Consider the following 24,973-nt stretch of genomic DNA (forward strand, 5'->3'; position numbering starts at 1 on the left):
CCCTTACGTCAGGCCGAGCAGGCGGGCGGCGTTCTCCTTGAGGATCTTCGGCTTGACCTCGTCCTTGATCGGCAGCTTCTCGAAGTCGGCGAGCCAGCGGTCCGGGGTGAGGACGGGGTAGTCGGAGCCGAAGAGGACCTTGTCCTTGAGCAGGGTGTTGGCGTACTGCACCAGTTGCGGCGGGAAGTACTTCGGGGACCAGCCGGAGAGGTCGATGTGGACGCCCGGCTTGTGGGTGGCGACGGCGAGGGCCTCGTCCTGCCAGGGGAAGGACGGGTGCGCCAGGATGATCTTGAGGCGCGGGAAGTCGGCGGCGACGTCGTCCACGTGCAGGGGGTTGGAGTACTTCAGGCGGATCCCCCCTCCCCCCGGCACGCCCGCGCCGATGCCCGTCTGACCCGTGTGGAAGAGGGCGATCGTGCCCGTCTCCTCGATGACCTCGTAGAGGTCGTAGGCCACTGACCGGTCGTTGGGGAAGAAGCCCTGGATGTTGGGGTGGAACTTGAAGCCCTTGACGCCGTACTCCTCGACCAGCCGCCGGGCCTGCTTCACGCCCGCTCGGCCCCGGAACGGGTCGATGGACGCGAAGGGGATCAGGACGTCCGCGTTGGCGGCGGCGGCCTCGGCGACCTCCTCGTTCGGGACGGGCTCGGTGCCGGTCGCGGACTCGGCGTCGACCGTGAAGATCACCGCGGCCATCTTCCGCTCGCGGTAGTACGCGGCGGTCTCCTCCAGGGTCGGCTTCCGCTTGCCCTCGACCTTGAAGTAGGCGGAGGAGGCGTCGTGCAGGTCGTCGTCCAGGGAGGAGTGGCCCTTGGAGGACACCTCCGCGTGGGTGTGGACGTCGATCGCAACGAGTTCACTCAGGTCCATCACGCCTCCGGCAGCTTCGGTGCGGGGATGCCGACCGACTGGAGTTCGGCGCCGACCGAGGTGGGGAAGGCGTCGGCCAGGGTGTCGGGGGTCCAGCCGCCGTCGGCGTAGGCCGCGCTGATCTCCTGCGGGTGGGACCAGAGTGCCACCTTGTCGCCGCCGATGCCGATGGCCTGGCCGGTGATGGAGCGCGCGGCCTCGGAGGCGAGGAACGGAACGAGGGCGGCGCAGTCCTCCGGCGTACCGAAGCCCTCGCCCTTGCGGAGGAAGTCGGGCAGCGGATCGCCGTTCTTCATGGCCTCGATGTACGGGGCGAACGCGGGGATCGTCTCGGTCATCGCGGTCGCGGCGACCGGCACGATCGCGTTGACGGTGATGCCCGCGCGGCCGAGCTCCATCGACCAGGTGCGGGCGAAGGCGGCGATGCCGGCCTTGGCGGCCGAGTAGTTGGTCTGGCCGAAGTTGCCGCGCTGGCCGGCCGGCGAGCCGACCAGGATCAGGCTGCCGCCCTCGCCCTGTTCGCGCATCCGTACGGCGGCGGCGCGGGCGCAGGTGAAGGTGCCCTTGAGGTGGGTGGTGATCACCGCGTCGAAGTCCTCGTCGGTCATCTTCCACAGCACCTTGTCGCGCAGGATGCCCGCGTTGGTGACCAGGATGTCGATCCGCCCGTACTCCTCGACGGCACGGTTCACCAGCCGCTCGGCGGCCTCGGTCGTGCCGACCGGGACGACCTCCGCGACGGCGGTGCCGCCCGCCTCGGTGATCGACTTCACGGCCTGGTCGGCCACGGCCTCGTCGATGTCGTTGACGACCACGGACGCGCCGTGGGCGGCCAGGGCGTGCGCGTAGGCGAGGCCGAGGCCCCGGCCGCTGCCGGTGACTACGGCGACCTTGCCGGTCAGATCGATGCTGGGCACGAGCGGTCCCTTCACAAGACGAGGCTGCGGTACGACACACCGGGACCGTGACTGCGAAGTCCCCGAGGTCCCCGACGTCGGCGAGGACTGCGAAGACTGCGAGCGGCACCGGTGCGGCTTCGAGATCGAAGCTAAGAGCAATAATTGTTGACGTCAATAGTTGTTGCCGATGGACCAGGTGCGTCACACTGGCTCCGAACCACCGCACGCCCCGCCCGGGGCCTCGACCCAGGGAGCCCGCCATCGCCCGTCAGCCGCACGCCGCGAACCCCCCGATCGACGCGCACGAGCCGTGGATGCGCGGGCTGCACGCGGACACGGGCTACCTCATGTACCGGCTGGGGCTGCGTTCCGGCCAGCTCTTCAACACGTTCCTCCAGGAGTCGGGCCTGCGCCTGCGCCACTACGCGCTGCTCCGCTTCCTGGCCACGTCCGAGGGCGCCCTCCAGCGCGAACTGAGCACCCGGCTCGGCTACGACCCGAGCGCGATCGTCGGCCTGGTCGACGACCTGGAGAAGTTGGGATTCGCCGAGCGCCGCCCTTCCCCCGACGACCGGCGCAGCCGCATCGTGGTCCTGACGGCGAACGGCCGCGGCTTCCTGCGCGACACCGACGAAGCGGGCCTGCGTGTCACGAACGAACTCCTGGGCCCGCTCGACGCGACCGAGCGGGAGACCCTGCACACGCTGCTGCAACGGATCGCCGAGGACGGACTGACCTGACCCGACACCGGACGGAGGCCCGGCCATGACCACCACCCGGTCCACGACGAGCACCGGATCCGCGACGATCACCGAGTCCGCGGCCACGGCACGGTCGACCACGCCCACCGGACCGGCGCCCACCACGCGATCCTCGCTGATCCCCCGGTCGACGGCGCCCGTCACCCGGTCCGCGCCCGACCGGCTGCTCTCCGTGCTCGCCGCCTTCGACCACGCGCACACGGCCCTGTCCCTCTCCGACATCAGCCGCCGCGCCGGCCTCACCCTGACCACCGCCCACCGCCTCGCGGGCGCCCTCACCGAGTGGGGCGCGCTGGAACGGGACGCGTCGGGGACGTACCACGTGGGTCTACGGCTGTGGGAGATCGCGGCGCTCGCACCGCGCGGCCTCGCCCTGCGCCAACTCGCCCTCCCGTACCTGGAGGACCTGTACGAATCGACGCACGAGAACGTGCAGTTGGCGGTACGGGACGGCACGGAGGTCGTCTACACCGAGTGGATCTCGGGCCGTTCGGCGGTCGGCGTGCACATCCGGGTGGGCGCCCGCTGGCCGCTCCACGCCACCGGAGTGGGCCTCGCCCTGCTGGCCCACGACGACCCCGACCTCCAAGAGGCCTACTGCACCGGTCCGTTGGCGTCCTTCACGCCGTACACGATCACCGATCCGCTACGGCTGCGCCGCGTGCTGGCCGAAGTCCGGCGCACCGGCGTCGCGGTGAGTACCCGTCAGATCACGGACGACGCGCTGTCGGTGGCGGCCCCGGTACGTGGGCCGGGCGGTGCGGTGGTCGCCGCGGTGTCGGTGGTCGTGCCTCAAGTGGACGCGCAGGTACCGGCGTTGATCCCGGCGGTGCGGCTCGCCGCGCGGGGGATATCCCGGGCGTTGGGGTGGCGGCCGGAGGCGTGACGGGGACGCCCAACCGGTTCGGGGTGCGTGAATTCGGGGTGCGTGAACAGGCCTCCCTCGAGGAGGAGTTGGCGAGCCGGTGACCCTACTACTTGTTCTCGCCGGGCTTTCCGACGTGGTCGCCGTAGTCGGCGGTGTCGTCCCCGGGTTTGACCGAGGCGGTGGAGGTTGATGTGGAGGGGGGCGGCATGTGGTCGCCGCCGTCTCCGGACTTGCCGGTCGCGCCGGAGGCGTTGAGCTGGAAGACGAAGAGGAGGACGGCCACGGAGAGGGTGGCGGTGAGCCAGAGGGTGATGCGTCGCATGGGGGTGCTCCTGTTGTCGGGTGGGGGTGCTGCTGTTCTCGGGTAGGGGTGCTGCTGTTCTCGGGTAGGGGTGCTGCTGTTCTCGGGCGGGAGTGCTGCTACCAGGCGAACTCTTCGGTGTGGACGCTGTCGCGGTGCGCGCCGGCGCCGCGTGCGGCCTTGCGGACGGCGGTGATCCAGCTGGGCGGGCCGCAGACGTAGATGTCCCGGTCGGCGATGTCGGGGACCAGGTTCTTGAGGACCTGGGCGTCGTCGTCGAGGTGGGCGGAACCTGGCGCCTGCCGGCGGGTCTTGTCGGAGTGGGCGGGGTCGGCGACCTGCCAGGAGGTGTCGGCGGGGTGCGCGGGGCCTGCTGCCTGCCACGACGTGTCGGCGCGGCGCGGGCCGGGGAGGAGGATCAGTTCGACGCCTCGGTCGGCGGCGATGGCGCGGAGTTCGTCGGCGAACACGGCGTGCTCGTCCTCGCCGTAGCGATAGATGAGGGTGGCTTCGCCCGGGGCGTAGGGGGCGTCTTCGAGCAGGGCGCGCATGGGGGTGATGCCGATTCCGGCGGCCATGAAGAGCATGCCGGGGCGGGTGCGGTGGCGGGCGGTGAGGGTGCCGTAGGGGCCCTCGATCAGGGCGCGGGTGCCGGGGGTGAGGCGGGCGGCGCGTTCGCTGCCGTCGCCCGCGGACTTGATGGTGATGCGCAGCCGGTCGGGGGTGGGGGCGGCGGAGAGCGTGTACGGGTTGCCGCGGGACCAGCCGGGGCCGTCGAGGAAGCGCCAGACGAAGAACTGGCCGGAGGCCGTCCGCATCCGGTCCAGGCGATGGCCCTTGAACGTGATCGAGACCGTGCCGGGCGCCTCGGTGGCCACGGACTCGACCCGCAGGCGGTGGTAGAGGGAGCGCCAGGCGGGCAGGGCGACGCGGTAGAGGAGGGTGGCGGCGAACGCGAAGCCGTACAGGCACCACCAGTAGACGCGGGTCCAGGTCTCGTGGAAGTCGGCGCCGTCGGTGAAGGTGTGCGGGAAGGTGGCCGCGATGCCGGCGTAGGAGTAGAGGTGCAGCAGGTGCCAGGACTCGTAGCGCAGTCGGCGGCGGGCCGCGCGGATCGAAGTGACCACGACCATGATCAGCAGGAGCGTCCCCACGGTGGCGAACAGCATCCAGGAGTCGGTGATGAACAGGCGCAGGAGTGCGTCCGGTATCGCCGTGGGTTCGCGGTTGGACCGTTCCACTGCGAACAGGGTGACGTGGGCGATCATCAGCCAGAACGAGGCGAAGCCGATCAGGCGGTGGCGGCGGGTGAGCAGGTCGTGACCCCAGGAGCGTTCGACCCACGGGATCCGGGCGAGCAGGACGACCTGGAGGATCATCAGGTCGGAGGCCAGCAGTCCGGCGAGCAGGCCGAGGGAGCCGGTCGCCCGATCGGAGGCGGTCAGGCTGAGTGGACCGCCCTGGTTCATCACCCACAGGGCCACGACCGCGACGACGGAGAGGATCGCGAGCGCGCCGAGCGGGTCGGCGAGCGTGAACCGCCCGCTGCGGGGCGGGGCGGGCGGCGGCCTGCGGTGCCCTCGGGCAAGCTCGGTGGACAGGGTCATCGGCGGGCTTCCTTCGTCGCGGGGTCCAGGTGTCCCGTATGCGTGCGGGGCCGACCCTGTAGGCAGGACGTCCCACGCCGGTACGGCGTCCCGTTGGCAGGGCGGCCCGTTGGCGGGGCGTGCTCCCACCCTTGCGGCGCTCTTTGTGGCCGCTCTAAGAAACTCGGCGGTCGGGAGGGGCAGGTGCGCCGCTGACCTGTGTCGATACCGGCTCGGTGGGAGGACCGGTCCGCGTGGTTCTTAGACTTCCTTGTCGTTCACCGCTGATCCTTGAGGTAGCTGATCCTTCAGGTGGGCGACGGTGCCCGCTCCGCGGGTGCCGGTGAGGAAGTCGAGGTGCTGCATGGCGGCGGTGGGCCGTAAGCCGGAGGTGCTGGTGGTCGACGACGACCCCGGCGTGCGCGCGGCCCTGGACCTGGGGCTCGGTCTTGAGGGCTTCGCGGTCCGGCTGGCGGAGGACGGCGAGGCGGCGCTCGACGAGGTCGTCGGCCGGCCGCCGTCGGTGATCGTCCTTGACGTGACGATGCCGGGCCTGTCCGGGGTCGAGGTGGTGCGCGCGTTGCGTGCCCAGGGCCGGACGCTGCCGGTGTGCATGCTGTCGGCCCGCGACGAGGTCGACGACCGGGTCGCGGGGCTCGCGGCGGGCGCGGACGACTACGTCGTAAAACCGTTCTCCATCGGGGAGTTGTCGGCACGGCTGCACGCGATGGTGCGGCTGCACGAGTCGACGACCGAGCGTTCCCTGGTCGTCGGCGATGTCGCGATCGAGCCCGCGCGCCGCGTGGCCTCCCGGGCCGGACGCGAACTCCGGCTGACCACCCGCGAGTTCGACCTGCTGCTCGCCCTCGCCCACCGGCCCGGCCAAGTCCTCTCCCGGGCCCAGCTGTTGGAGCAGGTCTGGGGCTACACGTGGGATGTGGACACCAACGTGGTGGACGTGTTCATCGGCTACCTCCGCAAGAAACTGGAGGCCGACGGCGGCCCCCGGGTGCTCCGCACCGTCCGCGGCATCGGCTTCGTCCTGCGCACCGGCCCGTGAGGGGGCTACCGCGGGGCCTGTACTCCGATCACAGCCACGGTCGCCCCTTGGACCGGTCCACGACGTGGCTGCAGCACGGCCCGCACCCCCGGAACACGGCCACGAGCGGTCCTACCCACCCGCCCACGACGGGGCTGCCTCGCAACCCACACCCCTGGGCCACCACCTCGGGCGGTCCTGCCCACCCGCCTATGGCTTGGCAGCCGCGAGGCCTGCACTCCGATCACAGCCACGGTCGCCCCTTGGACCGGTCCACGACGTGGCTGCCGCACGGCCCGCACCCCCGGAACACGGGCACGGGCGGTGCCGCCTACCCGCCCATGACATGGCAGCCGCGCTGCCTACGCCCCCGGATCACCTCCGCCGTCATCCCGTGGACCGGTCCATGACCTGGCTGCCGCGCAGTCTGCGCTCCCGGATCACCGCCGCGGTCGTCCTGTTGGTGACCGTCGTGGTCGCGCTCGCCGGGCTGGTCATCGTCGCTCGGATCGACCACCGCGACCGTACCGACGTCGACCGCCAACTCGCCGCCCGGGTCGAGAAGGGCGACCAGGACGCCGACAAGCTGCGCGACCAGGGGGACCATCCGAGCGGTGACGGCGACGACAGTGACGATTACGGCGGTCTGCTCGCCGGCAGTCAGAGTCTGGTGCGGCTGGTCTCCGGCGGGAAGGTGATCGCCCAGCACGGTGAGACGCCGACCGCCCCGCTCCCGGTGCCCACTCGCGACGGCTACCGCACGATCGACACCGACGGGCAGACCTGGCGCTCACTCACCCGTTCCCTGAGCACCACCGGGGAGCGGCTCGAAGTCCTCCAGGACATCGACCCGATCGAACGGCGGCTGGCGGACAACACCGCGATCGTCGCCGCCGTCACCCTCCTCGCCGCACTCGCCACGGCCGGCGGCGTCTGGCTGCTCACCCGAATCATCCTCCAGCCGCTGGAACGGTTGCGGACCGGCGCCCTCGCGATCAGCGCGGACACGGCCGGACCCCAACTCCCCGCCGTCACACGCCCGCAGGAGGTCGCCGACCTCTCCCACGCGCTGAACAGCATGCTGGACCAGTTGCGCGTCAGCATGGACTCCACGCGCCGTTTCACCGCCGACGCGGGCCACGAACTGCGCACCCCGCTCACCAGCCTCGGGGTCACCCTGGAGACCCTCCAGCGCAACCCCGACCTCCCCGCACCCCAACGGGCCCGGGCCCTGGAGGCGATGAGCGCGGAGCACCGCCGTATCACCGCGCTCCTCACCGGCCTGCAGACCCTGGCCCGCGGCGACGCCCACGCCCTGCCCGAACGCACCCCGGTCGTCCTGAGCGAACTCCTCGACGAGGCCGTCGCCCACGCGGCCCACCGCCACCCCACGACCACCTACCGACTGACGGCCAACTCCCCCGCGACCGTGGACGGTTGGCCCGTCGGCCTGCGTCTGGCCGTCGACAACCTCCTCGACAACGCGGCCCTGCACGGCCGTCCGGAAGGCACCGTGGACGTCCGACTCACCCAGGACTCCGACACGGTCCGGATCACGGTCGGCGACGACGGCCCCGGCATCCCCGCCGACCAACAGCAGTCCATGAAGGCCCGGTTCACCCGCGGCACCCGCACCCGCTCCCCCGGCTCCGGCCTGGGCCTCGCCCTCGTCGACCAGCAGGCCCACCTCCACCACGGCAACCTCCACCTCGGCACCGCCCCCACCGGAGGCCTGGAAGCCACCCTCAGCCTCCCCTCGACACCCGAGGACGAGCCCCGCGAACGAACCACTCCCGACTGATCACCACAGCAGATCCAGAAGCAGACTCAGAAACCGTCCTACGACGGGACGCCCGGCCGGCACCGCCGCCCGTTTTGGACCGTTCCAGCCCGGTCCCGCCCGGGCCCGCTCGTCTCACCCCGGCAGCCCCGCCAGCATCCGCCGGTCCCGAGGCGCCGCCTTCCGGTCCAATCGCGCGTCCAGCAGCCGTCGTGCCGCGTCGCACCGCCCCGCCGACACCAGCGCGTACAGCAACGTCTCCTCGACGACCTCGCGTTGGGCCGCACTGCCGCCCACCTTGCGCAGGTCCGGCAGCAACGCGTCGAGGCCGACGGCGGCTTCGTGGAAGCGGTGTTCGACGAGGGCGGCGAAGGCGTCGCAGAGCGGGGCGACGACCTCGCGCTGCACCGGATCGGCGCCCGCCGCGTGGTCGCGCAGCCGGCGCAGGGCAGGGAGGTCACCTGCGGCGGTGAGGGCAACTGCCGCGTGCAGCGCGGTGAACGCGGTCGCGGGCCGCTCCAGCACCTCGCAGGCCACCGAGTCCAGAACGTCCGAAGTCGGCAACTCCCCCTGCCAGTTGCCGCTGAGCCGGGCCCGCCACAGCAGTGACCCGGAGTCGACCAGCGCGCGCACTCCGGTCACCCGCCCGGGCGCCAACTGGGCGAACCAGCGCCTGCGTACGGCGGCCGGGTCGTCCAACGCGAGTTCGTGCAGGGCGATGTGCCAGGAGAAGTGGGCCCGGTGCACGGCACCCCGCCCCTGCCCGGAGACCCAGCGGTCCAGCCAGTCCCGGCCCGCCTCGTGGGCGCCGGACTCGTAGTGGACGTGGGCCAACGCGTGCACGGCGTGACCCGATGCTGGCTCAACTCCCAGGGCGCGGTGGGCCAGTTCACCCGCCTCGTGGAGTCGGCCCTGCTCCTGGCGGAGGAACGCGAGCAGCGAGGTGTGGAACCAGTGCCCGTCGTAGGCGGGGGACGTGCGCTCGACCAGCCGTAGCGCGTAGTCGTCGTCGAGGTCGGTGACGCCGGAGAAGGCGATGGTGGGGACGGCGGCGGCGAGGGCGAGCGCGTCGGCGGGGTGGGTGTCGAGGTGGCGCAGCAACGCCCGGTCCCCGTCGGCGGATTGGACCCGGCAGGTGATCACGTCCACGAAGGACCGCTCGCGTTCGTCGGCCCGTTCGCGCGCGCAGCGCTGGGCGTCCGCAAGCGCCCGGGGTACGTCGACTGCAGCTCCGCACTCATGGCCGAGGAGCGCCAACGCCGCGTGTCCCAGGGCGAATCCGGGGTCCAGGGCGACCGCGCGGGCGAAGGCGTCCTCGGCTCCGGCGCGGACCTTGAGGACCCGGTCGAGTCCGTTGCGGTACGCGGTGGCGGCCTCGGCATGGGTCGACAGCGGGAGTCCGAGTCCGTCGACGGGCCTGCGCCGGGCGGCGCGGCGAGCCGGTGGCGCCAGCAACTGCTGGGCCAGCGTGGCCGCCTGGACGCGGATCTCGGGGATCGCGGTGGTCTCCCAGAGTTCGCCGCGCCTCGGGGCGCCGAGCGTGAACAGCGCTCGTACGCAACGGCCTTGGGCGTCGAGGAGGCGTCCGTCGCGGGTGGCGGCTCCCATGCCGAGCGGTCCGGTCACCGCCATTCCCGTCGCGAACAGCCCATGCCACAACGGGTCTTCGAGCCGCTGCCCGGGTCCCGTGCAGTCGATCACCCAACCCGCACGCACCGTACGGCCGTTGGAGAGCGTGACAACCAACTGCCCACCGGACTCCACCACATCGGCGATCGTGCCCGCGTGCACCTGGAGACGTCGCGCGGTGCGGGCCCGGGTCACCGACTCGGCGGTGGTGGGCGCCATACGGTGACGGTGGGTGTTCCAGACGGCGCCCTCACCCGTGAGGAACTCCCCGCGTTCTTCGGGGGTGAGGCTGCGCCAGAGTCTCGCCGTGTGCGGGCGCAGGCTGTCCAGTGCGGGGCGCCAGTCGCCGTGGGTGCGGACCGAACGGCTGACGTGCCGGTAGACGGTTCGGCGCAGTGCGCTCAGCGTCAGGTCGCGGGGCCAGCTCGGCGCCTCCATCGCGTCGGCCGGGCCCAACGCGTGGGGCTGCGGCAGGAGTCCGCTGCGGGAGACGGCATGGACCGTGCGTTCGGGGCGGTCGAGGGTGAGGGCGAGGTCCACGGCGGTGAGGCCCGTGCCGACGAGGAGGACGCCGGCGGTGTCCTCGCGTATGGCGTCCAACGCACCGGGACTCCAGGGGGAGTTGACGAAGCGGGGGGAGGTGCGCAGGGCCGGCGGGGCCCAGGCGGCCGTAGGAGCGGCCGGCCCCGTGGCCAGGACAGCGCTGTCGGCGGTGAGGAGTCCCCCGTCGGCGAGGTGGAGTTCCACCGGGCCCGCCGAACCTGCCAGACCCGCCGGACCTCCCGGACCCGCCTGGCCTTCGGAGGTGCCGGTGCAGCGCTCCGCGCGGGTGCGCAACCGCCGTACGGAGACCGTGCCGTGGGAGCGGACGACGGCCTGGGCGAGGGTGTCGGCGAGGTAGGCGCCGTAGCGGTGGCGGGTGGCGAAGTCGGCGCCGCTGACGGTGGGTTCGCCGTGGCGGCAGAGCCAGCGGGTGAAGTGGCCGGGGTCGTCCGGGTAGCAACTCATGCCGCCTGCCGGGACGTTGAGCCGGTGGCGTGGATCAGGGGTGGCGTAGGCGGTGCCGCGGCCGGCTTCCGGGGCCGGGTCGACCAGCACCAGGTCGAGGGGGGTCCGGCGGCGGGTGGCGGTCTCGCAGAGTTGGACGGCGGTCAGGGTGCCTGCCGCGCCCGCTCCGACGATCGCCACGGTGGGCCGCTTGCGGACTTCGGTCACGAATACCTCCGGCGTGGTCTGCGCGGAGCCGCCGAAACGGAACTCCGCCCTCAGGTCCTTCCTCACTATTCCGACCGGGTAGGTGGGGAAGCCATGGCGGGACGGGGATCTCACCGGATACTCAGGGCACCGGTCGGCGCCTTCATACTCTGTTCACACTCGGGAAGCGTCCGGCAACCGTGGTTTCAGGCCTTCTTTCAGGCTCTCTTCACAGGAATCTCAGGTGGAGCCCCTGGGATTCAAAGACTCACCCCATGGAAGTGGCGCAGGATGCAACGGCACTGGTGATCTCGTCGCGCACGGCCAGGGGGTGTGCGCGACATGCGGAGGAAGGCGTGCTGTGGGCGTGTCGCACATATCCAACCGGTCCGAGAAGCAGTCGGAGAGGTGGTCCCGTCGTGGGGTCCTCACCGTGCTCGGGGTGGTGCCGGCCGCCGTCCTGACCGGTTGCAGCGGCTCGGCGGGCGCCGCGGAGAGCTCCTCGTCCGGTGGTTCGTCGGCGACCGCGTCGGTGAAGGCCGCGAAGGTGCCGGCCGTCACGGTCTCGCCCGCCGACGGCACCAAGAAGGCCGACTTCACCACCCCGGTCGAGGTCAGTGTGACCGACGGCACGCTCGTCACAGTGAAGGTGACCGGCAACGACGGCTCCACGCTGGCCGGGACCTTCAACGACGCCAAGACGAAATGGACGTCGACGAAGAACCCGTACTCGGGCACGAAGTACACGGTCGCGGCGCAGGCGCAGGGCGCCACGGCGAAGACGGCGACCTTCACCACCAAGTCGCCCGGCGAGACCTTCGTCGGCTACTTCACCCCCGAGGCGAACTCCACCTCCGGCGTCGGCATGCCCGTGTCGATCAACTTCACGCACGCGGTAAAGGACCGGTCCAAGGTCCAGAAGGCGATCACGGTCACCGCCGAGCCCGCCGTCGAGGTCGTCGGCCACTGGTTCAGCGACACCCGGCTCGACTTCCGCCCCGAGACGTACTGGGCGGCCGGCACAAAGATCACGCTGAGTCTCCGCCTGAAGGACATCGAGGGGCAGGACGGTATCTACGGCATCCAGTCCAAGGACGTCACCTTCGACATCGGGCGCGAGCAGATCAGCACGGTCGACCTGTCCAGCAAGGAGATGATCGTCAAGCGGGACGGCAAGACCCTCGCGACCTATCCGGTCAGCGGCGGCAACGCCCAGCACACCACCTGGGCCGGGATCATGGTGATCAGCGAGCGGTTCAAGCAGACCCGCATGGAGTCCTCGACGGTCGGGCTCGGCGACGAGTACGACATATCCGACGTCCCGCACGCCCAGCGCCTGACCACCTCCGGCACCTTCGTGCACGGCAACTACTGGGCGTCGACCTCGGTGTTCGGCAGCCAGAACACCAGCCACGGCTGCGTCGGCCTGCACGACGCGAAGGGCGCGAACGACAGCTCGGTGGCGGGTTACAAGTTCTACGACAGCTCGATGCTCGGCGACGTGGTCATCGTGAAGAACTCCGGCGACAAGACCGTGGCGGCGGACAACGGCCTCAACGGCTGGAACCTGTCCTGGGCGGAATGGAAGGCAGGCAGCGCGGTCTAGCCCTGGCAGCGCCCTCAGCCCCAAGGCGCGGTCTAGCCCCGGCAGCACCTTCAGCCCCGAGTCGCGCTCCGGTCCCCTCAGCGCCCTCCAGCCCCGAGTCGCGCTCCGGTCCCGGCGGCGCTCTCCGGACCGATGGACCGGTCCAGACCGGTCCCGGGCAGACCTCGGCTCCGGCCGGAGACCCCCCTCGGAAACCTCCCCATTCACCGCATTCATCACCTGAACTCCCGTACGGCGAAAGGACTTTCCCGACTTCACCTCTTGACGCCCGGAGTGGCTGAGAGCACATTGACCGCGCACCCACTGCGTGAGAGCGCTCTCAGGCAGGCACGGCACCCGCATCCCCACTCCGTATCCGAGGGGCACCCATGAGTGAAACCTCCGGCACGCAGCGCAGACCCCGTCCCTTACGGCGCGTCCTGATCGCCGTCCTCAGCACCCTCGGCCTGGCGGCCGCCACCGCCACGGCCTTCACCCTGCCCGCGAACGCGTCCGCGCCCACACCGCCGGCGGGCTGGACGCAGGTCTTCCTGGACGACTTCAACGGCTCCGCGGGCACCGGTGTCTCCACCACCAACTGGCAGTACGACACCGGGACTTCCTACCCGGGCGGCGCCGCCAACTGGGGCACCGGCGAGGTCGAGACAATGACCTCCTCCACCAACAACGTGGCGCTCGACGGCAACGGCAATCTGCTGATCACCCCGCGCCGCGACTCCTCCGGCAACTGGACCTCGGGCCGTATCGAGACCAACCGCACCGACTTCCAGCCGTCGGCCGGCGGGAAGCTGCGGGTCGAGGCCCGTATCCAACTCCCCAACGTCACCGGCTCGTCCGCGCTCGGCTACTGGCCCGCGTTCTGGATGCTGGGCGCGCCGTACCGGGGCAACTACCAGAACTGGCCCAGCGTGGGCGAGTTGGACGTGATGGAGAACGTCCAGGGTCTCAACACCGACTGGGCGACCGTTCATTGCGGCACCAACCCGGGCGGCCCCTGCAACGAGACGACCGGCATCGGCGGCAACACCGCCTGTACCGGGACGACTTGCCAGGCCGGCTTCCACACCTACGCCATGGAGTGGGACCGTTCCACCAGCCCCGAGCAGATCCGCTTCTACCTCGACGGCGTCAACTTCCATACAGTGAACGCCAGTCAGGTCGACGCGACAACCTGGGCCAACGCCACCAACCACGGTTTCTTCATCATCCTGAACGTGGCGATGGGCGGCGGATTCCCGGACGCGTTCGGCGGCGGCCCCACCAGCGCCACCGACCCCAACCACCCGATGACGGTGGACTACGTCCAGGTGCTCTCGTCCACGGGCAGTGGGAGCGGTACCACGACCCCACCGACCGGCAACCGGGACGCCTACAGCGCCATCCAGGCCGAGTCCTACGACAGCCAGTCCGGCACCATCGCCGAGACCACCACGGACACGGGCGGCGGCCAGGACATCGGCTCGATCGCCAACGGCGACTGGGCGCTCTACAAGGGCGTCAACTTCGGCTCCACGGCGGCCACCCAGTTCTACGCCCGGGTCGCGAGCGGTGCGGCGAGCGGGGTCAGCGGCCTGGTCCAGGTGCGCCTCGACAGCCCGACCGCGACCCCGATCGGCAGCTTCTCGCTGGCCAACACCGGGGGCTGGCAGTCATGGAGAACGGTGCCGGCGAACATCAGCTCGATTACCGGCACCCATGACGTCTATCTCACCTTCAGCAGCGGCCAGTCGGCGGACTTCGTGAACGTGAACTGGTTCGACTTCGGTCACTGAGCCCAACTCACCACGGGGCAAAGGGGCTTCACGCGTGCGTGCGTGGGGCCCCTTCTCCTTTCCGTCCGGCAGGACGGTGAAAGTGAGGCACCTCGGGGAGGCGAACGTCTGCGCTCCGGCGGGGCAAGATCACGACCGACTTCCTCTCTACTGCTAGTCCCTGCCTTCCATCGCAGGTCAGCGGCACGCACCCTCAAGAGCGGCGTCCGCCGTGCGATGGACCGTAGTAGACCGGTCAGCTAGCTTCAGTTGTGCGACGCGGATCGGGCGTCGAACCCCTTTTCCCTTCACACCCGGAGCAAAGCCATGAACAACCACAGTCGCCCGGACGGCATTCACCCCTTCCCGGCCGGTATGGAGTCGCGCGAGATCGAGACCAACGGCGCCACCATCCACGTACGCGTCGGCGGACAGGGGCCGGCGGTCGTCCTGCTGCACGGCTTCGGCACCACGGGCGACATGTGGGGCCACCTGACCACCGCACTGATCGAGGACCACACCGTCGTCGCCCCCGACCTGCGCGGGCTGGGCCTCTCCTCGAAGCCCGACGGCGGCTACGACAAGAAGAACCAGGCGGCCGACATCTGGGGCGTCCTGGACGCCCTGGGCGTGGACTCGATCGAACTGGTGACGCACGACATCGGCATCATGGTCGGCTACGCGGTCGCCGCCACCCACCCCGAGCGCGTGAGCCGATGGGTGGCGATCGACGCGCCGCTGCCCGGCATCGGACCCTGGGAGCAGATCACACAGGATCCGACCATGTGGCACTTCGGCTTCGGCGGCCACGACATGGAGCGCCTGGTCGCCGGGCGGGAGCGCATCTATCTCGACCGCTTCTGGAACGAGCTCTCCGTGGTCCCGGAGCGGTTCGACGAGGCCAAGCGCCAGCACTACGCGGCGCTCTACGCACAGCCCGGCGCGATGCGGGCGAGCTTCGCCCAGTTCCTGGCGTTCGGTCAGGACGCGGCCGACAACAGGAAGTTCCTCGCGGAGGGCAAGCTCCGGATGCCGGTGCTGGCCTTCGGCGGCGAGGCCACCTTCGGCCCCGGGATCGGCGAGGTGCTGCGGTGCGTCGCCGACGACGTCGAGGACGCGGTCATCCCGGACTGCGGGCACTGGATCACGGAAGAGCAGCCGCAGGCGACGACGGACCTGGTCGTCGACTTCCTGCGCCAGGCCCGTTGAGGCCGTCTCTCCGCACAAGAACAGCAATTCACCAGTCGAAGGAAGTGGTTGGAGTCATGGACGCTGTCTACACCGCGGTCGTCACCGCCAACGGCCGGGACGGCCGCGCCACCAGCGACGACGGACACCTCGATGTCCGCCTGGCGTTCCCGCCGGCGCTGGGCGGCGACGGTCGGGGCACCAATCCCGAGCAGCTCTTCGCAGCCGGCTACGCGGCCTGCTTCACCAGCACCCTCGGCGTCGTGGGCCGGGCGGCGAAGATTCCCACCGGCGAGATCTCGGTGACCGCGGAGATCGGCCTCGCCAAGGACGCGACGGACGGCGGCTTCGCGCTCACCGCGGTGCTGCGCGTGAAGCTGCCCGAGGCCCTGCGCGACGAGACCGGCCGCAAGCTGGTCGAGCAGGCGCACGCGGGCTGCCCGTACTCCAAGGCCACCCGCGGCAACATCCCGGTCGAACTCGTCGTGAACTAGCAACCCACCCCGTCCGCACAGCGATTCAAGCCCCGCCCGCACGTGAAGGAGATCGACTTGACCACCGTACGACCGCCTGCGGCCGCTCATGACTACGAGCGCATGATGGCCATGGTGACGGGCTTCTGGGTCACCCAGACGGTTCGGGCCGCCGCCCTGTACAACCTCGCGGACCACCTTGCGGCGGGAACCGACACCGCTGAGGCGATCGCCGGGGCGGAGTCCACGGACCCCGACGCGACCCGCCGTCTGCTGCGCACCTGCGCCTCCCTCGGGCTGATGACCTCCCAGGACGGACGCCACTTCACTGGCACACCCCTGCTGAGCACACTCCAGCAGGACGACCCGCACTCGCTACGGCATTTCGCCATCTCCCAGTCGGCGCCCGGCCATTGGCTGCCGTGGGGCAGGTTCCCCGAAGCCGTCCGGACCGGCCGCCACCAGGTCACCGCTGCCCATGGCGAGGCGAACATCTTCGACTACTTCGCCAAGCACCTCGACGAGGCCTCGTCGTTCACCGAGTCGATGAGCAACCTGTCACGCGCGTCCGCCCTCGACATCGCCGCGGTGCTGGACACGCGGGGCGTCACCCTCGCCCTGGACGTCGGCGGAGCCGGCGGTGACGTGGTCCGGGCCATGATGCGGGCCAACCCCGAACTCGACGGCGGGGTGTTCGACCTGCCCCACATCGTCCCCGCCGCCGAAGCCGCCAAGGCCGAGGGGCTGGAGGGGCGTTTCACCACCGTCGGCGGGGACTTCTTCGAGTCGGTTCCGCCTGCGGATCTCTACGTCCTCAAGTACATCCTGCACGACTGGGACGACGCCGAATGCGTCCGCATCCTTCGCAACTGCCGGGCACACCTGGTGGAGGGCGGCCGTATCGCCGTCGTCGACCACCTCGTCGGGGACACCGGGCAGCCCGGGCTCGCGCCCCTGATGGATCTGAACATGCTCGACATGACGGGCGGCAGGGAACGTCAACTCACCGAATTCGACGCCCTGTTCACCGCGGCCGGCCTGAGCCGCGTCAAAGTGACTCCGGCAGGAGCGTTCGCCGTCATCGAGGCCCGCGCCACACCGTGACCTCATCGCACCACCGCAGACAGGAGGGCACCGACTCCGCCCGGGAAAGCCCGAGTTCTCGCTGACCGGCCCCGAGCCCCATCCCGATCCGACCGGGATGGGGCTCCGCCGTCACTCTGCGACCCACCCACGCAACCTCACCTCACCGCAACTCCGCCCGGAACCCCGCCGGCGTCACATCCGTGTGCTGCTGGAAGAACTTGGAGAAGTTCGCCGCGTCGGGGAACCCAACTGCCGCCCCCACGCGGCCGATCGGCAGATCTGTGTGGGCCAACAGCCGTTTCGCCTCCAGGACGACGCGCTTGTCGATGAAGCCCTTGGGGGTCTCGCCGGTGGCGGCGCGGACCGCGCGGACAAGGGTGCGGCGGGAGTAGCCGAGGGCATCCGCGTAGGCGCTGACGCTGTGGTTGGTGGCGAAGCCCTTCTCCACGGCGTCGCGGAAGAGCGTGAACGTCGTGTCGGCCTGTTGCCGGGCCGCCTCCGCCGAGCTGGCCGCGAGATGCGCGAGCCGTAGCAGGAAGGCCGTCAGGGAGTGCCGTAGGACCGAGGTGTGCAGGCTCAGCGGGAGGGTGGTCGAGTCCTCGTACTCGCGTCGGAGCTGGCCCAGCGAGGCGCGCAGGGCGGCGAGGCGGGGCTCGTCGGGGTGCAGGAGGGGCGGGAGGTCGTAGCGGTAGAGGCCGGTCGCCTCGACCGTGGCGCGGGGCAGGAAGCCGGGCTGCATGGTCAGGACGGTGCCGTGGTACGCGTCGAGGCGGGAGAAGCGGTGGACCTGGCCGGGGCGGATCCACAGGACGTCGCCGGCGTTCGCCTCGTACTCGGCGAAGTCGATCATGTGGCGGACCGGGCCGCCGGAGAAGAGCATCACCACATGGAAGTCGATGCGGTGGACGCGGTTCAGGGGTGCGTCGGCGTGCCAGGTGTGGGCGGTGTCCATCGGGCCGACCTGCATGCCGACGCCGCAGACACTCAGATCGACAGGGAAGGGAAACGTTCTGATCACGTCGCCGTCACCGCCGACGTCTTGGATAGTTCTGTCCGTCATGTCCTTCTCGTGCCGCCTCAGCCTTGCTGCCGGTGTCCCACTTTCACCACAGGCTGGCACACCGGCACCTTCCCTCGTAAAAGTCAGACTTTTAGATTTGAAGACGTCCGAGCAGTTCTGCCGCTCTTACCGAGGACTTCTTGAAGATGAACGCGCACACACCTGACAGCTTCGAGTGGACCGATCTCGACCGTCGAGCCGTCGACACCGCCCGCATTCTGGCCGCTGACGCGGTACAGAAGGTCGGCAACGGCCACCCGGGCACCGCGATGGCCCTGGCTCCCGCCGCGTACACGATCTTTCAGAAGGTGATGCGTCACGACCCCGCGGATCCCGAGTGGACCGGTCGTGACCGCTTCGTCCTCTCCCCCGGCCACACCTCGCTGACGCTCTACACGCAGCTGTACCTCGCCGGGTACGAGCTGGAGCTGGACGACCTGAAGGCGTTCCGGACGCACGGCTCGAAGACGCCTGGTCACCCCGAGTACGGGCACACGGCCGGTGTGGAGACCACGACAGGACCGCTCGGGCAGGGTGTCGCCAACGCGGTGGGCATGGCCATGGCCGCCCGCTACGAGCGCGGCCTGTTCGACCCCGAGGCCCCCGAGGGCGAGTCGCCCTTCGACCACACCATCTGGGCGATCGTCTCCGACGGCGACCTGGAGGAGGGCATCTCCGCCGAGGCCTCCTCCCTCGCGGGCCACCAGCAGCTCGGCAACCTCGTCTTCGTCTACGACGACAACCACATCTCCATCGAGGGCGACACCGCGACCGCCTTCTCCGAGGACGTCCTGAAGCGGTACGAGGCCTACGGCTGGCACACCCAGCGCGTCGAGCCCTCCGCCGACGGCGACATCGACCCCCACGCGCTGTACACGGCGCTAAGGACGGCGCAGGCCGAGACCGGGCGCCCCTCGATCATCGCGATGCGCACGATCATCGCTTGGCCCGCTCCAAACGCCCAGAACACCGAGGCCGCGCACGGCTCCGCGCTCGGCGCCGACGAGATCGCCGCCACCAAGCGCGTCCTCGGCTTCGACCCGGAGCAGTCCTTCGAGGTCGCGGGCGAGGTCATCGCGCACAGCCGCAAGGCCCTGGACCGGGGCGCCGAGGCGCACTCCGCCTGGGACAAGCAGCTCGACAAGTGGCGCGGCGCCCAGCCCGAGCGCGCACAGCTCTTCGACCGGATCGTCGCCGGTCAGCTCCCCGAGGGCTGGGAGCAGTCCCTGCCGGTCTTCGAGGCGGGCTCCTCCGTCGCCACCCGCGCCGCCTCCGGCAAGGTCCTCCAGGCGCTTGGACCGGTCCTGCCCGAGCTGTGGGGCGGCTCCGCCGACCTGGCCGGCTCGAACAACACCACCATCGACAAGACGTCGTCCTTCCTCCCGAAGGGCAACCCGCTGCCGGAGGCCGACCCGTACGGCCGTACGATCCACTTCGGTATTCGCGAGCACTCGATGGCGGCCGAGATGAACGGCATCGCCCTGCACGGCAACACCCGTGTCTACGGCGGCACCTTCCTGGTGTTCTCCGACTACATGCGCAACGCCGTCCGCCTCTCCGCGCTGATGCAACTCCCGGTGACGTACGTCTGGACCCACGACTCCATCGGTCTCGGCGAGGACGGTCCCACGCACCAGCCGGTCGAGCACCTCGCCTCGCTGCGCGCCATCCCGGGCCTGAACATCGTGCGCCCGGCCGACGCCAACGAGACGGCCATCGCCTGGGCCGAGATCCTCAAGCGGCACGCCACCAACCCGGCCCCGCACGGCCTCGCGCTGACCCGCCAGGGCGTCCCGGTCTACGAGCCCAACTCCGATGCGGCGCGCGGCGGTTACGTCCTCAAGGACTCCTCCACCGAGACCCCGGACGTGGTGCTCATCGCGACCGGTTCCGAGGTCCACCTCGCCGTCGAGGCGCGGGAGCGGTTGGAGGCCGAGGGCGTGGGCACGCGGGTGGTGTCGATGCCGTCCGTGGAGTGGTTCGAGGAGCAGTCGCGCGAGTACCGCGACAGCGTCCTTCCGCCGTCCGTGAAGGCCCGCGTTGCGGTCGAGGCCGGGATCGGTCTCACGTGGTACCGGTTCGTGGGTGACGCAGGACGCATCGTCTCCCTCGAACACTTCGGCGCCTCCGCCGATGCCAAGACCCTGTTCGCCGAGTTCGGTTTCACCGCCGAGAACGTCACCGCAGCTGCCAAGGAATCCCTCGCCGCCGCGCGCGGTTGATCCGATCGCCAGAAAGAAGATGATCACAGTGACCGAAGTGACCGCCACCGCGGGAGCTCTCAAGCGCCTGTCCGACGAGGGCGTCTCCATCTGGCTGGACGACCTGTCGCGCAAGCGGATCGAGTCCGGCAACCTCGCCGAACTCGTCGACACCAAGAACGTCGTCGGTGTCACCACCAACCCCTCGATCTTCCAGGCCGCCATCGGCTCCGGCGAGGGCTACGAGCAGCAGCTCGCCGACCTCGCCGTACGCAAGGTGACGGTCGAAGAGGCCGTACGGATGATGACCACCGCCGACGTCCGCGCCGCCGCCGACATCCTGCGCCCGGTGTACGACGCGACCGGCGGGCAGGACGGCCGGGTCTCCATCGAGGTCGACCCGCGGCTCGCCCACCACACGGCGGCCACCATCGCCGAGGCCAAGCAGCTGGCCTGGCTGGTGGACCGTTCCAACGTGATGATCAAGATCCCGGCGACGAAGGCCGGTCTCCCCGCCATCACCGAGGTCATCGGCGAGGGCATCAGCGTCAACGTCACGCTGATCTTCTCCCTGGAGCGCTACCGCGAGGTCATGGACGCCTACCTGGCCGGCCTGGAGAAGGCCCACGCCGCGGGCATCGACCTGGCGACCATCCACTCCGTGGCCTCCTTCTTCGTCTCCCGCGTCGACTCCGAGATCGACAAGCGGCTGACCGCGCTCGCCACGGACGAGGCCCTCGCCCTCAAGGGCAAGGCCGCGCTCGCCAACGCGCGGCTCGCCTACGAGGCGTACGAGGACGTCTTCTCCTCGGACCGTTGGACCGTTCTCGCGGGTGCGAAGGCCAACAAGCAGCGCCCCCTGTGGGCCTCGACCGGCGTGAAGGACCCGTCCTACAAGGACACCCTGTACGTCGACGAGCTGGTCGCGCCCGGCACGGTCAACACCATGCCGGAGGCGACGCTGAACGCCACCGCCGACCACGGCGACATCCACGGCGACACGGTGACCGGCGGCTACGCGCAGGCCCGCGCCGACCTGGACGCCGTAGAGCGGCTGGGGATCTCGTACGACGTGGTCGTCAAGCAGTTGGAGGACGAGGGTGTCGCCAAGTTCGAGGTGGCCTGGCAGGACCTGCTGGACGCCGTCGCGAAGTCGCTGAGCGGCAAGGGGGGCGACGCGGAATGAGCGAGGAGCTTCCCGAAACGAAACCGGCCGAAGCAGCCGATGCAGCCGAAGGGGCGGATGTGCAGGCACTGACCGTCGAGGAACTCACCGACGCGTTGGCCGCCGACTGGGACAACCCGCTGCGTGACGAGCGCGACCGCCGGCTCCCCCGGATCGCGGGCCCGTCCGGGCTGGTCATATTCGGGGTCACCGGTGACCTGTCCCGCAAGAAGTTGATGCCGGCCGTCTACGACCTGGCCAACCGCGGCATGCTGCCGCCGGGCTTCTCGCTCGTCGGGTTCGCCCGGCGGGACTGGGAGGACCAGGACTTCGCGCAGGTGGTGCACGACTCGGTGCGCGAGCACTCCCGGACCGAGTTCCGCGAGGAGGTCTGGCAGCAGCTCGCCGAGGGCATGCGGTTCATCCCGGGCGACTTCGACGACGACACGGCGTTCAAGCAACTGCGCGCCGCAGTCGACGAGTTGGACACGTCGCGCGGTACGAGTGGCAACTACGCGTTCTATCTCTCCGTACCGCCGAAGTTCTTCCCGAAGGTCGTCCAGCAGCTGAAGAAGCACGGGCTCGCGACGGCCGCCGAGGGCTCCTGGCGGCGCGCGGTGATCGAGAAGCCGTTCGGGCGCGACCTGAAGAGCGCGCGTGAGCTGAACAAGATCGTGCACGAGGTGTTCGACCCGGACCAGGTGTTCCGTATCGACCACTACCTCGGCAAGGAGACCGTCCAGAACATCCTGGCGCTGCGCTTCGCCAACCAGATGTACGAGCCGATCTGGAACCGGTCCTACGTCGACCACATCCAGATCACGATGGCCGAGGACATCGGCATCGGCGGGCGCGCCGGCTACTACGACGGCATCGGTTCGGCCCGTGACGTCATCCAGAACCACCTCCTTCAGCTGATGGCGCTGACCGCCATGGAGGAGCCGATCGCCTTCGACGAGGAGGCGCTGCTCACCGAGAAGCTCAAGGTGCTGAAGTCGGTGCGGCTGCCCCAAGAGCTGGGCGAGCACACGGTGTTCGGGCAGTACGCGGAGGGCTGGCAGGGCGGCGAGAAGGTCGTCGGCTACCTGGAGGAAGACGGCATCGACCCGCAGTCGAAGACCGACACCTACGCGGCCGTCAAGCTGGAGGTCGACAACCGCCGCTGGGCGGGCATCCCCTTCTACCTGCGCACCGGCAAGCGGCTCGGGCGGCGCGTGACGGAGATCGCGGTCGTCTTCAAGCGCGCCCCGCACTCCCCCTTCGACTCCAGCGCCACCGAGGAGTTGGGCCAGAACGCGATCGTCATCCGCGTGCAGCCCGACGAGGGCATGACGGTCCGGTTCGGCTCCAAGGTGCCGGGCACCTCGATGGAGATCCGGGACGTGTCCATGGACTTCGCCTACGGCGAGTCGTTCACGGAGTCGAGCCCGGAGGCGTACGAGCGACTCATCCTGGATGTGCTGCTCGGCGACGCCAACCTGTTCCCGCGCCACCAGGAAGTGGAAGAGTCCTGGAAGATCCTCGACCCGATCGAGGAGTACTGGGCGAACAACGGCAAGCCCGCGCAGTACTCCTCGGGCAGTTGGGGTCCCCAGGAGGCGGACGAGATGCTCGCACGAGACGGACGGAGCTGGCGCAGGCCATGAAGATCGACCTGAGCGACACCACGGCAAGCAAGATCAACAAGGCGCTGGTGCAGGGTCGCCGCGACATCGGCACCCCTGCCGTGGGCATGGTCCTGACGATGGTCATCGTCACGGACGAGGAGAACGCCTACGACTCGATCAAGGCGGCCGAGGAGGCCTCGCACGAGCACCCCTCGCGCACCCTGGTCGTCATCAAGCGGCACGCCCGCACCCCGCGGGACCGTACCAACTCGCACCTCGACGCCGAGGTCCGGGTGGGCGCCGACGCCGGTACCGGCGAGACGGTCGTGCTGCGGACCTACGGCGAGGTGTCCGACCACGCCGACTCCGTGGTGCTGCCGCTGCTGCTGCCGGACGCGCCGGTCGTCGTGTGGTGGCCGGGCGACGCGCCCGAGATCCCGGCGAAGGACCCGCTGGGCGCCCTCGCGCAGCGCCGGATCACCGACCTGTACGCGGCGACGAACCCCATCGAGGCCCTCAACGCCCGCGCCCACTCCTACGCGCCCGGCGACACCGACCTTGCCTGGACCCGACTGACCCCGTGGCGCTCGATGCTGGCGGCGGCCCTCGACCAGGCCAAGTCGAAGATCACCTCGGGTGCGGTGGAGAGCGAGGCCGACAACCCGGCCGCCGAGCTGCTGGCCCGCTGGCTGGAGGCCCGCCTCAAGGTGAAGATCGACCGCGTGGTCACCGAGGGGCCGGTCATCACGGCCGTGCGGCTGGGCACCGGAGCCGGCGAGGTCGTCATCGACCGTCCCGAGGGCCCGCTGGCCACGCTGTCCCTGCCCGGGCAGCCCTCCCGCACCCTCGCGCTGAAGGTCCGCACGACCTCCGAACTGATCGCCGAGGAGCTGCGGCGCCTCGACGCCGACGAGATGTACGCCATCGCCCTGCGGGCCGAGGGCACCAAGGAGACCCCTTCCCATGTCTGACTCCCCCAAGCTGGTGCGGCGCCCCGAGTGGGCCGCCCTGGAGGACCACCGCGCGGATCAACTACGTCCGCAACTCCGCGAGTTGTTCGCGGCGGACCCGGGGCGCGCGGAGCGGTACGTGGTCACCGTCGGCGATCTGCGCATCGACTACTCCAAGCACCTGATCACGGACGAGACCCTCGCCCTGCTCCAGGAACTCGCCACCGCCACCGGCGTGTTCGGCCTCCGGGACGCGATGTTCCGCGGCGAGAAGATCAACGTCACCGAGGACCGCGCGGTCCTGCACACCGCGCTGCGCGCCCCGCGTGACGCGGTGATCGAGGTCGACGGCGAGAACGTCGTGCCCCAGGTCCACGCCGTGCTCGACAAGATGGCCGGCTTCGCGAACCGCGTCCGCTCCGGCGAGTGGACCGGCCACACGGGCCGTCGTATCCGCAACGTCGTCAACATCGGCATCGGCGGCTCCGACCTCGGTCCGGCGATGGCCTACGAGGCGCTCCGCGCCTTCACCGACCGCTCGTTGACGGTCCGGTTCGTGTCGAACGTGGACGGCGCCGACCTGCACGAGGCCACCCACGACCTCGACCCGGCCGAGACCCTCTTCATCGTCGCGTCGAAGACGTTCACCACGATCGAGACGATCACCAACGCAACGTCCGCCCGGACGTGGCTCCTTGAAGGTCTCGGCGGTGACGACAAGGCGGTCGCGAAGCACTTCGTGGCGCTGTCGACCAACGCCGGGAAGGTGTCGGACTTCGGCATCGACACGGACAACATGTTCGAGTTCTGGGACTGGGTCGGCGGGCGCTACTCGTTCGACTCGGCGATCGGGCTGTCGCTGATGATCGCCATCGGCCCGGACCGTTTCCGCGAGATGCTCGACGGTTTCCACCTCGTCGACGAGCACTTCCGCACCGCGCCCGCCGAGTCCAACG

20 protein-coding genes are annotated in these 24,973 nt (G+C 70.2%); 14 read left to right on the plus strand and 6 right to left on the minus strand.

What is annotated here, in order from left to right:
- Positions 1-3: 3 nt before the first annotated feature.
- On the minus strand, positions 4-873 hold the full coding sequence (locus tag SPR02S_RS21185; RefSeq protein ID WP_019059002.1) for a 4-hydroxyphenyl-beta-ketoacyl-CoA hydrolase: 870 nt from the start codon (positions 871-873) through the stop codon (positions 4-6).
- Positions 873-1,790: an SDR family NAD(P)-dependent oxidoreductase gene (locus SPR02S_RS21190; protein ID WP_019059003.1), complete on the minus strand. Its 918-nt coding sequence runs from the start codon at positions 1,788-1,790 to the stop codon at positions 873-875. The genes SPR02S_RS21185 and SPR02S_RS21190 overlap by 1 nt, the downstream gene beginning before the upstream one ends.
- Before the next feature lie 296 nt (positions 1,791-2,086).
- On the opposite strand from SPR02S_RS21190, the gene SPR02S_RS21195 reads away from it, so the two are divergent.
- Both SPR02S_RS21195 and SPR02S_RS21200 read left to right on the plus strand, forming a co-directional pair.
- Entirely contained in the window at positions 2,087-2,512 is a 426-nt protein-coding gene (locus SPR02S_RS21195; protein ID WP_019059004.1) for a MarR family winged helix-turn-helix transcriptional regulator, read from the plus strand.
- A 25-nt stretch (positions 2,513-2,537) separates the two neighbouring features.
- Positions 2,538-3,419 carry an IclR family transcriptional regulator gene (locus SPR02S_RS21200; protein ID WP_019059005.1) on the plus strand — a complete coding sequence of 294 codons (882 nt, stop codon included), beginning with the start codon at positions 2,538-2,540 and terminating at the stop codon, positions 3,417-3,419.
- 88 nt (positions 3,420-3,507) lie between these two features.
- On the opposite strand, the gene SPR02S_RS21205 is transcribed toward SPR02S_RS21200, so the two are convergent.
- Together SPR02S_RS21205 and SPR02S_RS21210 are read right to left on the minus strand one after the other, a co-directional pair.
- A complete protein-coding gene (locus SPR02S_RS21205) occupies positions 3,508-3,723 on the minus strand; it encodes a hypothetical protein (protein ID WP_019059006.1) in 216 nt (71 codons plus the stop codon).
- A 98-nt stretch (positions 3,724-3,821) separates the two neighbouring features.
- Positions 3,822-5,309 carry a ferredoxin reductase family protein gene (locus tag SPR02S_RS21210; protein ID WP_019059007.1) on the minus strand — a complete coding sequence of 496 codons (1,488 nt, stop codon included), beginning with the start codon at positions 5,307-5,309 and terminating at the stop codon, positions 3,822-3,824.
- 343 nt (positions 5,310-5,652) lie between these two features.
- Between SPR02S_RS21210 and SPR02S_RS21220 the strand changes: the two genes are divergently transcribed.
- Both SPR02S_RS21220 and SPR02S_RS21225 read left to right on the plus strand, forming a co-directional pair.
- Positions 5,653-6,348: a response regulator transcription factor gene (locus SPR02S_RS21220; protein WP_019059009.1), complete on the plus strand. Its 696-nt coding sequence runs from the start codon at positions 5,653-5,655 to the stop codon at positions 6,346-6,348.
- A 385-nt stretch (positions 6,349-6,733) separates the two neighbouring features.
- Entirely contained in the window at positions 6,734-8,128 is a 1,395-nt protein-coding gene (locus tag SPR02S_RS21225) for a HAMP domain-containing sensor histidine kinase (protein WP_019059010.1), read from the plus strand.
- Between the two features lie 114 nt (positions 8,129-8,242).
- On the opposite strand, the gene SPR02S_RS21230 is transcribed toward SPR02S_RS21225, so the two are convergent.
- The gene (locus tag SPR02S_RS21230; protein ID WP_174447556.1) at positions 8,243-10,951 is read right to left on the minus strand and encodes an FAD/NAD(P)-binding protein; all 2,709 of its coding nucleotides are present in this window, start codon (positions 10,949-10,951) and stop codon (positions 8,243-8,245) included.
- A gap of 340 nt (positions 10,952-11,291) precedes the next feature.
- On the opposite strand from SPR02S_RS21230, the gene SPR02S_RS21235 reads away from it, so the two are divergent.
- From SPR02S_RS21235 to SPR02S_RS21255, 5 genes are all read left to right on the plus strand, one after another.
- A complete protein-coding gene (locus tag SPR02S_RS21235; protein ID WP_019059012.1) occupies positions 11,292-12,536 on the plus strand; it encodes a L,D-transpeptidase in 1,245 nt (414 codons plus the stop codon).
- A gap of 368 nt (positions 12,537-12,904) precedes the next feature.
- Complete coding sequence (locus SPR02S_RS21240) at positions 12,905-14,308, plus strand: glycoside hydrolase family 16 protein (protein ID WP_019059013.1); 1,404 nt, start codon at positions 12,905-12,907, stop codon at positions 14,306-14,308.
- 306 nt (positions 14,309-14,614) lie between these two features.
- Complete coding sequence (locus SPR02S_RS21245) at positions 14,615-15,496, plus strand: alpha/beta fold hydrolase (protein WP_019059014.1); 882 nt, start codon at positions 14,615-14,617, stop codon at positions 15,494-15,496.
- Between the two features lie 56 nt (positions 15,497-15,552).
- Positions 15,553-15,969, plus strand: a complete 417-nt coding sequence (locus SPR02S_RS21250) for an organic hydroperoxide resistance protein (protein ID WP_019059015.1) — start codon at positions 15,553-15,555, stop codon at positions 15,967-15,969.
- A gap of 57 nt (positions 15,970-16,026) precedes the next feature.
- Complete coding sequence (locus SPR02S_RS21255; RefSeq protein WP_026150741.1) at positions 16,027-17,052, plus strand: methyltransferase; 1,026 nt, start codon at positions 16,027-16,029, stop codon at positions 17,050-17,052.
- A 142-nt stretch (positions 17,053-17,194) separates the two neighbouring features.
- Here the strand turns inward: SPR02S_RS21255 and SPR02S_RS21260 are convergent, their stop codons facing one another.
- Entirely contained in the window at positions 17,195-18,094 is a 900-nt protein-coding gene (locus tag SPR02S_RS21260) for a helix-turn-helix domain-containing protein (protein ID WP_019059017.1), read from the minus strand.
- Between the two features lie 146 nt (positions 18,095-18,240).
- On the opposite strand from SPR02S_RS21260, the gene tkt reads away from it, so the two are divergent.
- The 5 genes from tkt to SPR02S_RS21285 all read left to right on the plus strand — a co-directional run.
- The gene (gene tkt / locus SPR02S_RS21265) at positions 18,241-20,316 is read left to right on the plus strand and encodes a transketolase (RefSeq protein ID WP_019059018.1); all 2,076 of its coding nucleotides are present in this window, start codon (positions 18,241-18,243) and stop codon (positions 20,314-20,316) included.
- A 19-nt stretch (positions 20,317-20,335) separates the two neighbouring features.
- Positions 20,336-21,481, plus strand: coding sequence for a transaldolase (gene tal, locus SPR02S_RS21270; RefSeq protein ID WP_019059019.1), 1,146 nt, complete (start codon positions 20,336-20,338; stop codon positions 21,479-21,481).
- A complete protein-coding gene (gene zwf / locus SPR02S_RS21275; RefSeq protein WP_245607592.1) occupies positions 21,478-23,106 on the plus strand; it encodes a glucose-6-phosphate dehydrogenase in 1,629 nt (542 codons plus the stop codon). The genes tal and zwf overlap by 4 nt, the downstream gene beginning before the upstream one ends.
- On the plus strand, positions 23,103-24,038 hold the full coding sequence (gene opcA / locus SPR02S_RS21280; RefSeq protein ID WP_019059021.1) for a glucose-6-phosphate dehydrogenase assembly protein OpcA: 936 nt from the start codon (positions 23,103-23,105) through the stop codon (positions 24,036-24,038). Before zwf ends, opcA begins: the two co-directional genes overlap by 4 nt.
- The coding region (locus tag SPR02S_RS21285; RefSeq protein ID WP_019059022.1) for a phosphoglucose isomerase-related protein at positions 24,031-24,973 on the plus strand (943 nt) is incomplete at its 3' end. The genes opcA and SPR02S_RS21285, both read left to right, overlap by 8 nt.

The organism is Streptomyces prunicolor NBRC 13075 (assembly GCF_000367365.1).
GTDB lineage: Bacteria > Actinomycetota > Actinomycetes > Streptomycetales > Streptomycetaceae > Streptomyces > Streptomyces prunicolor.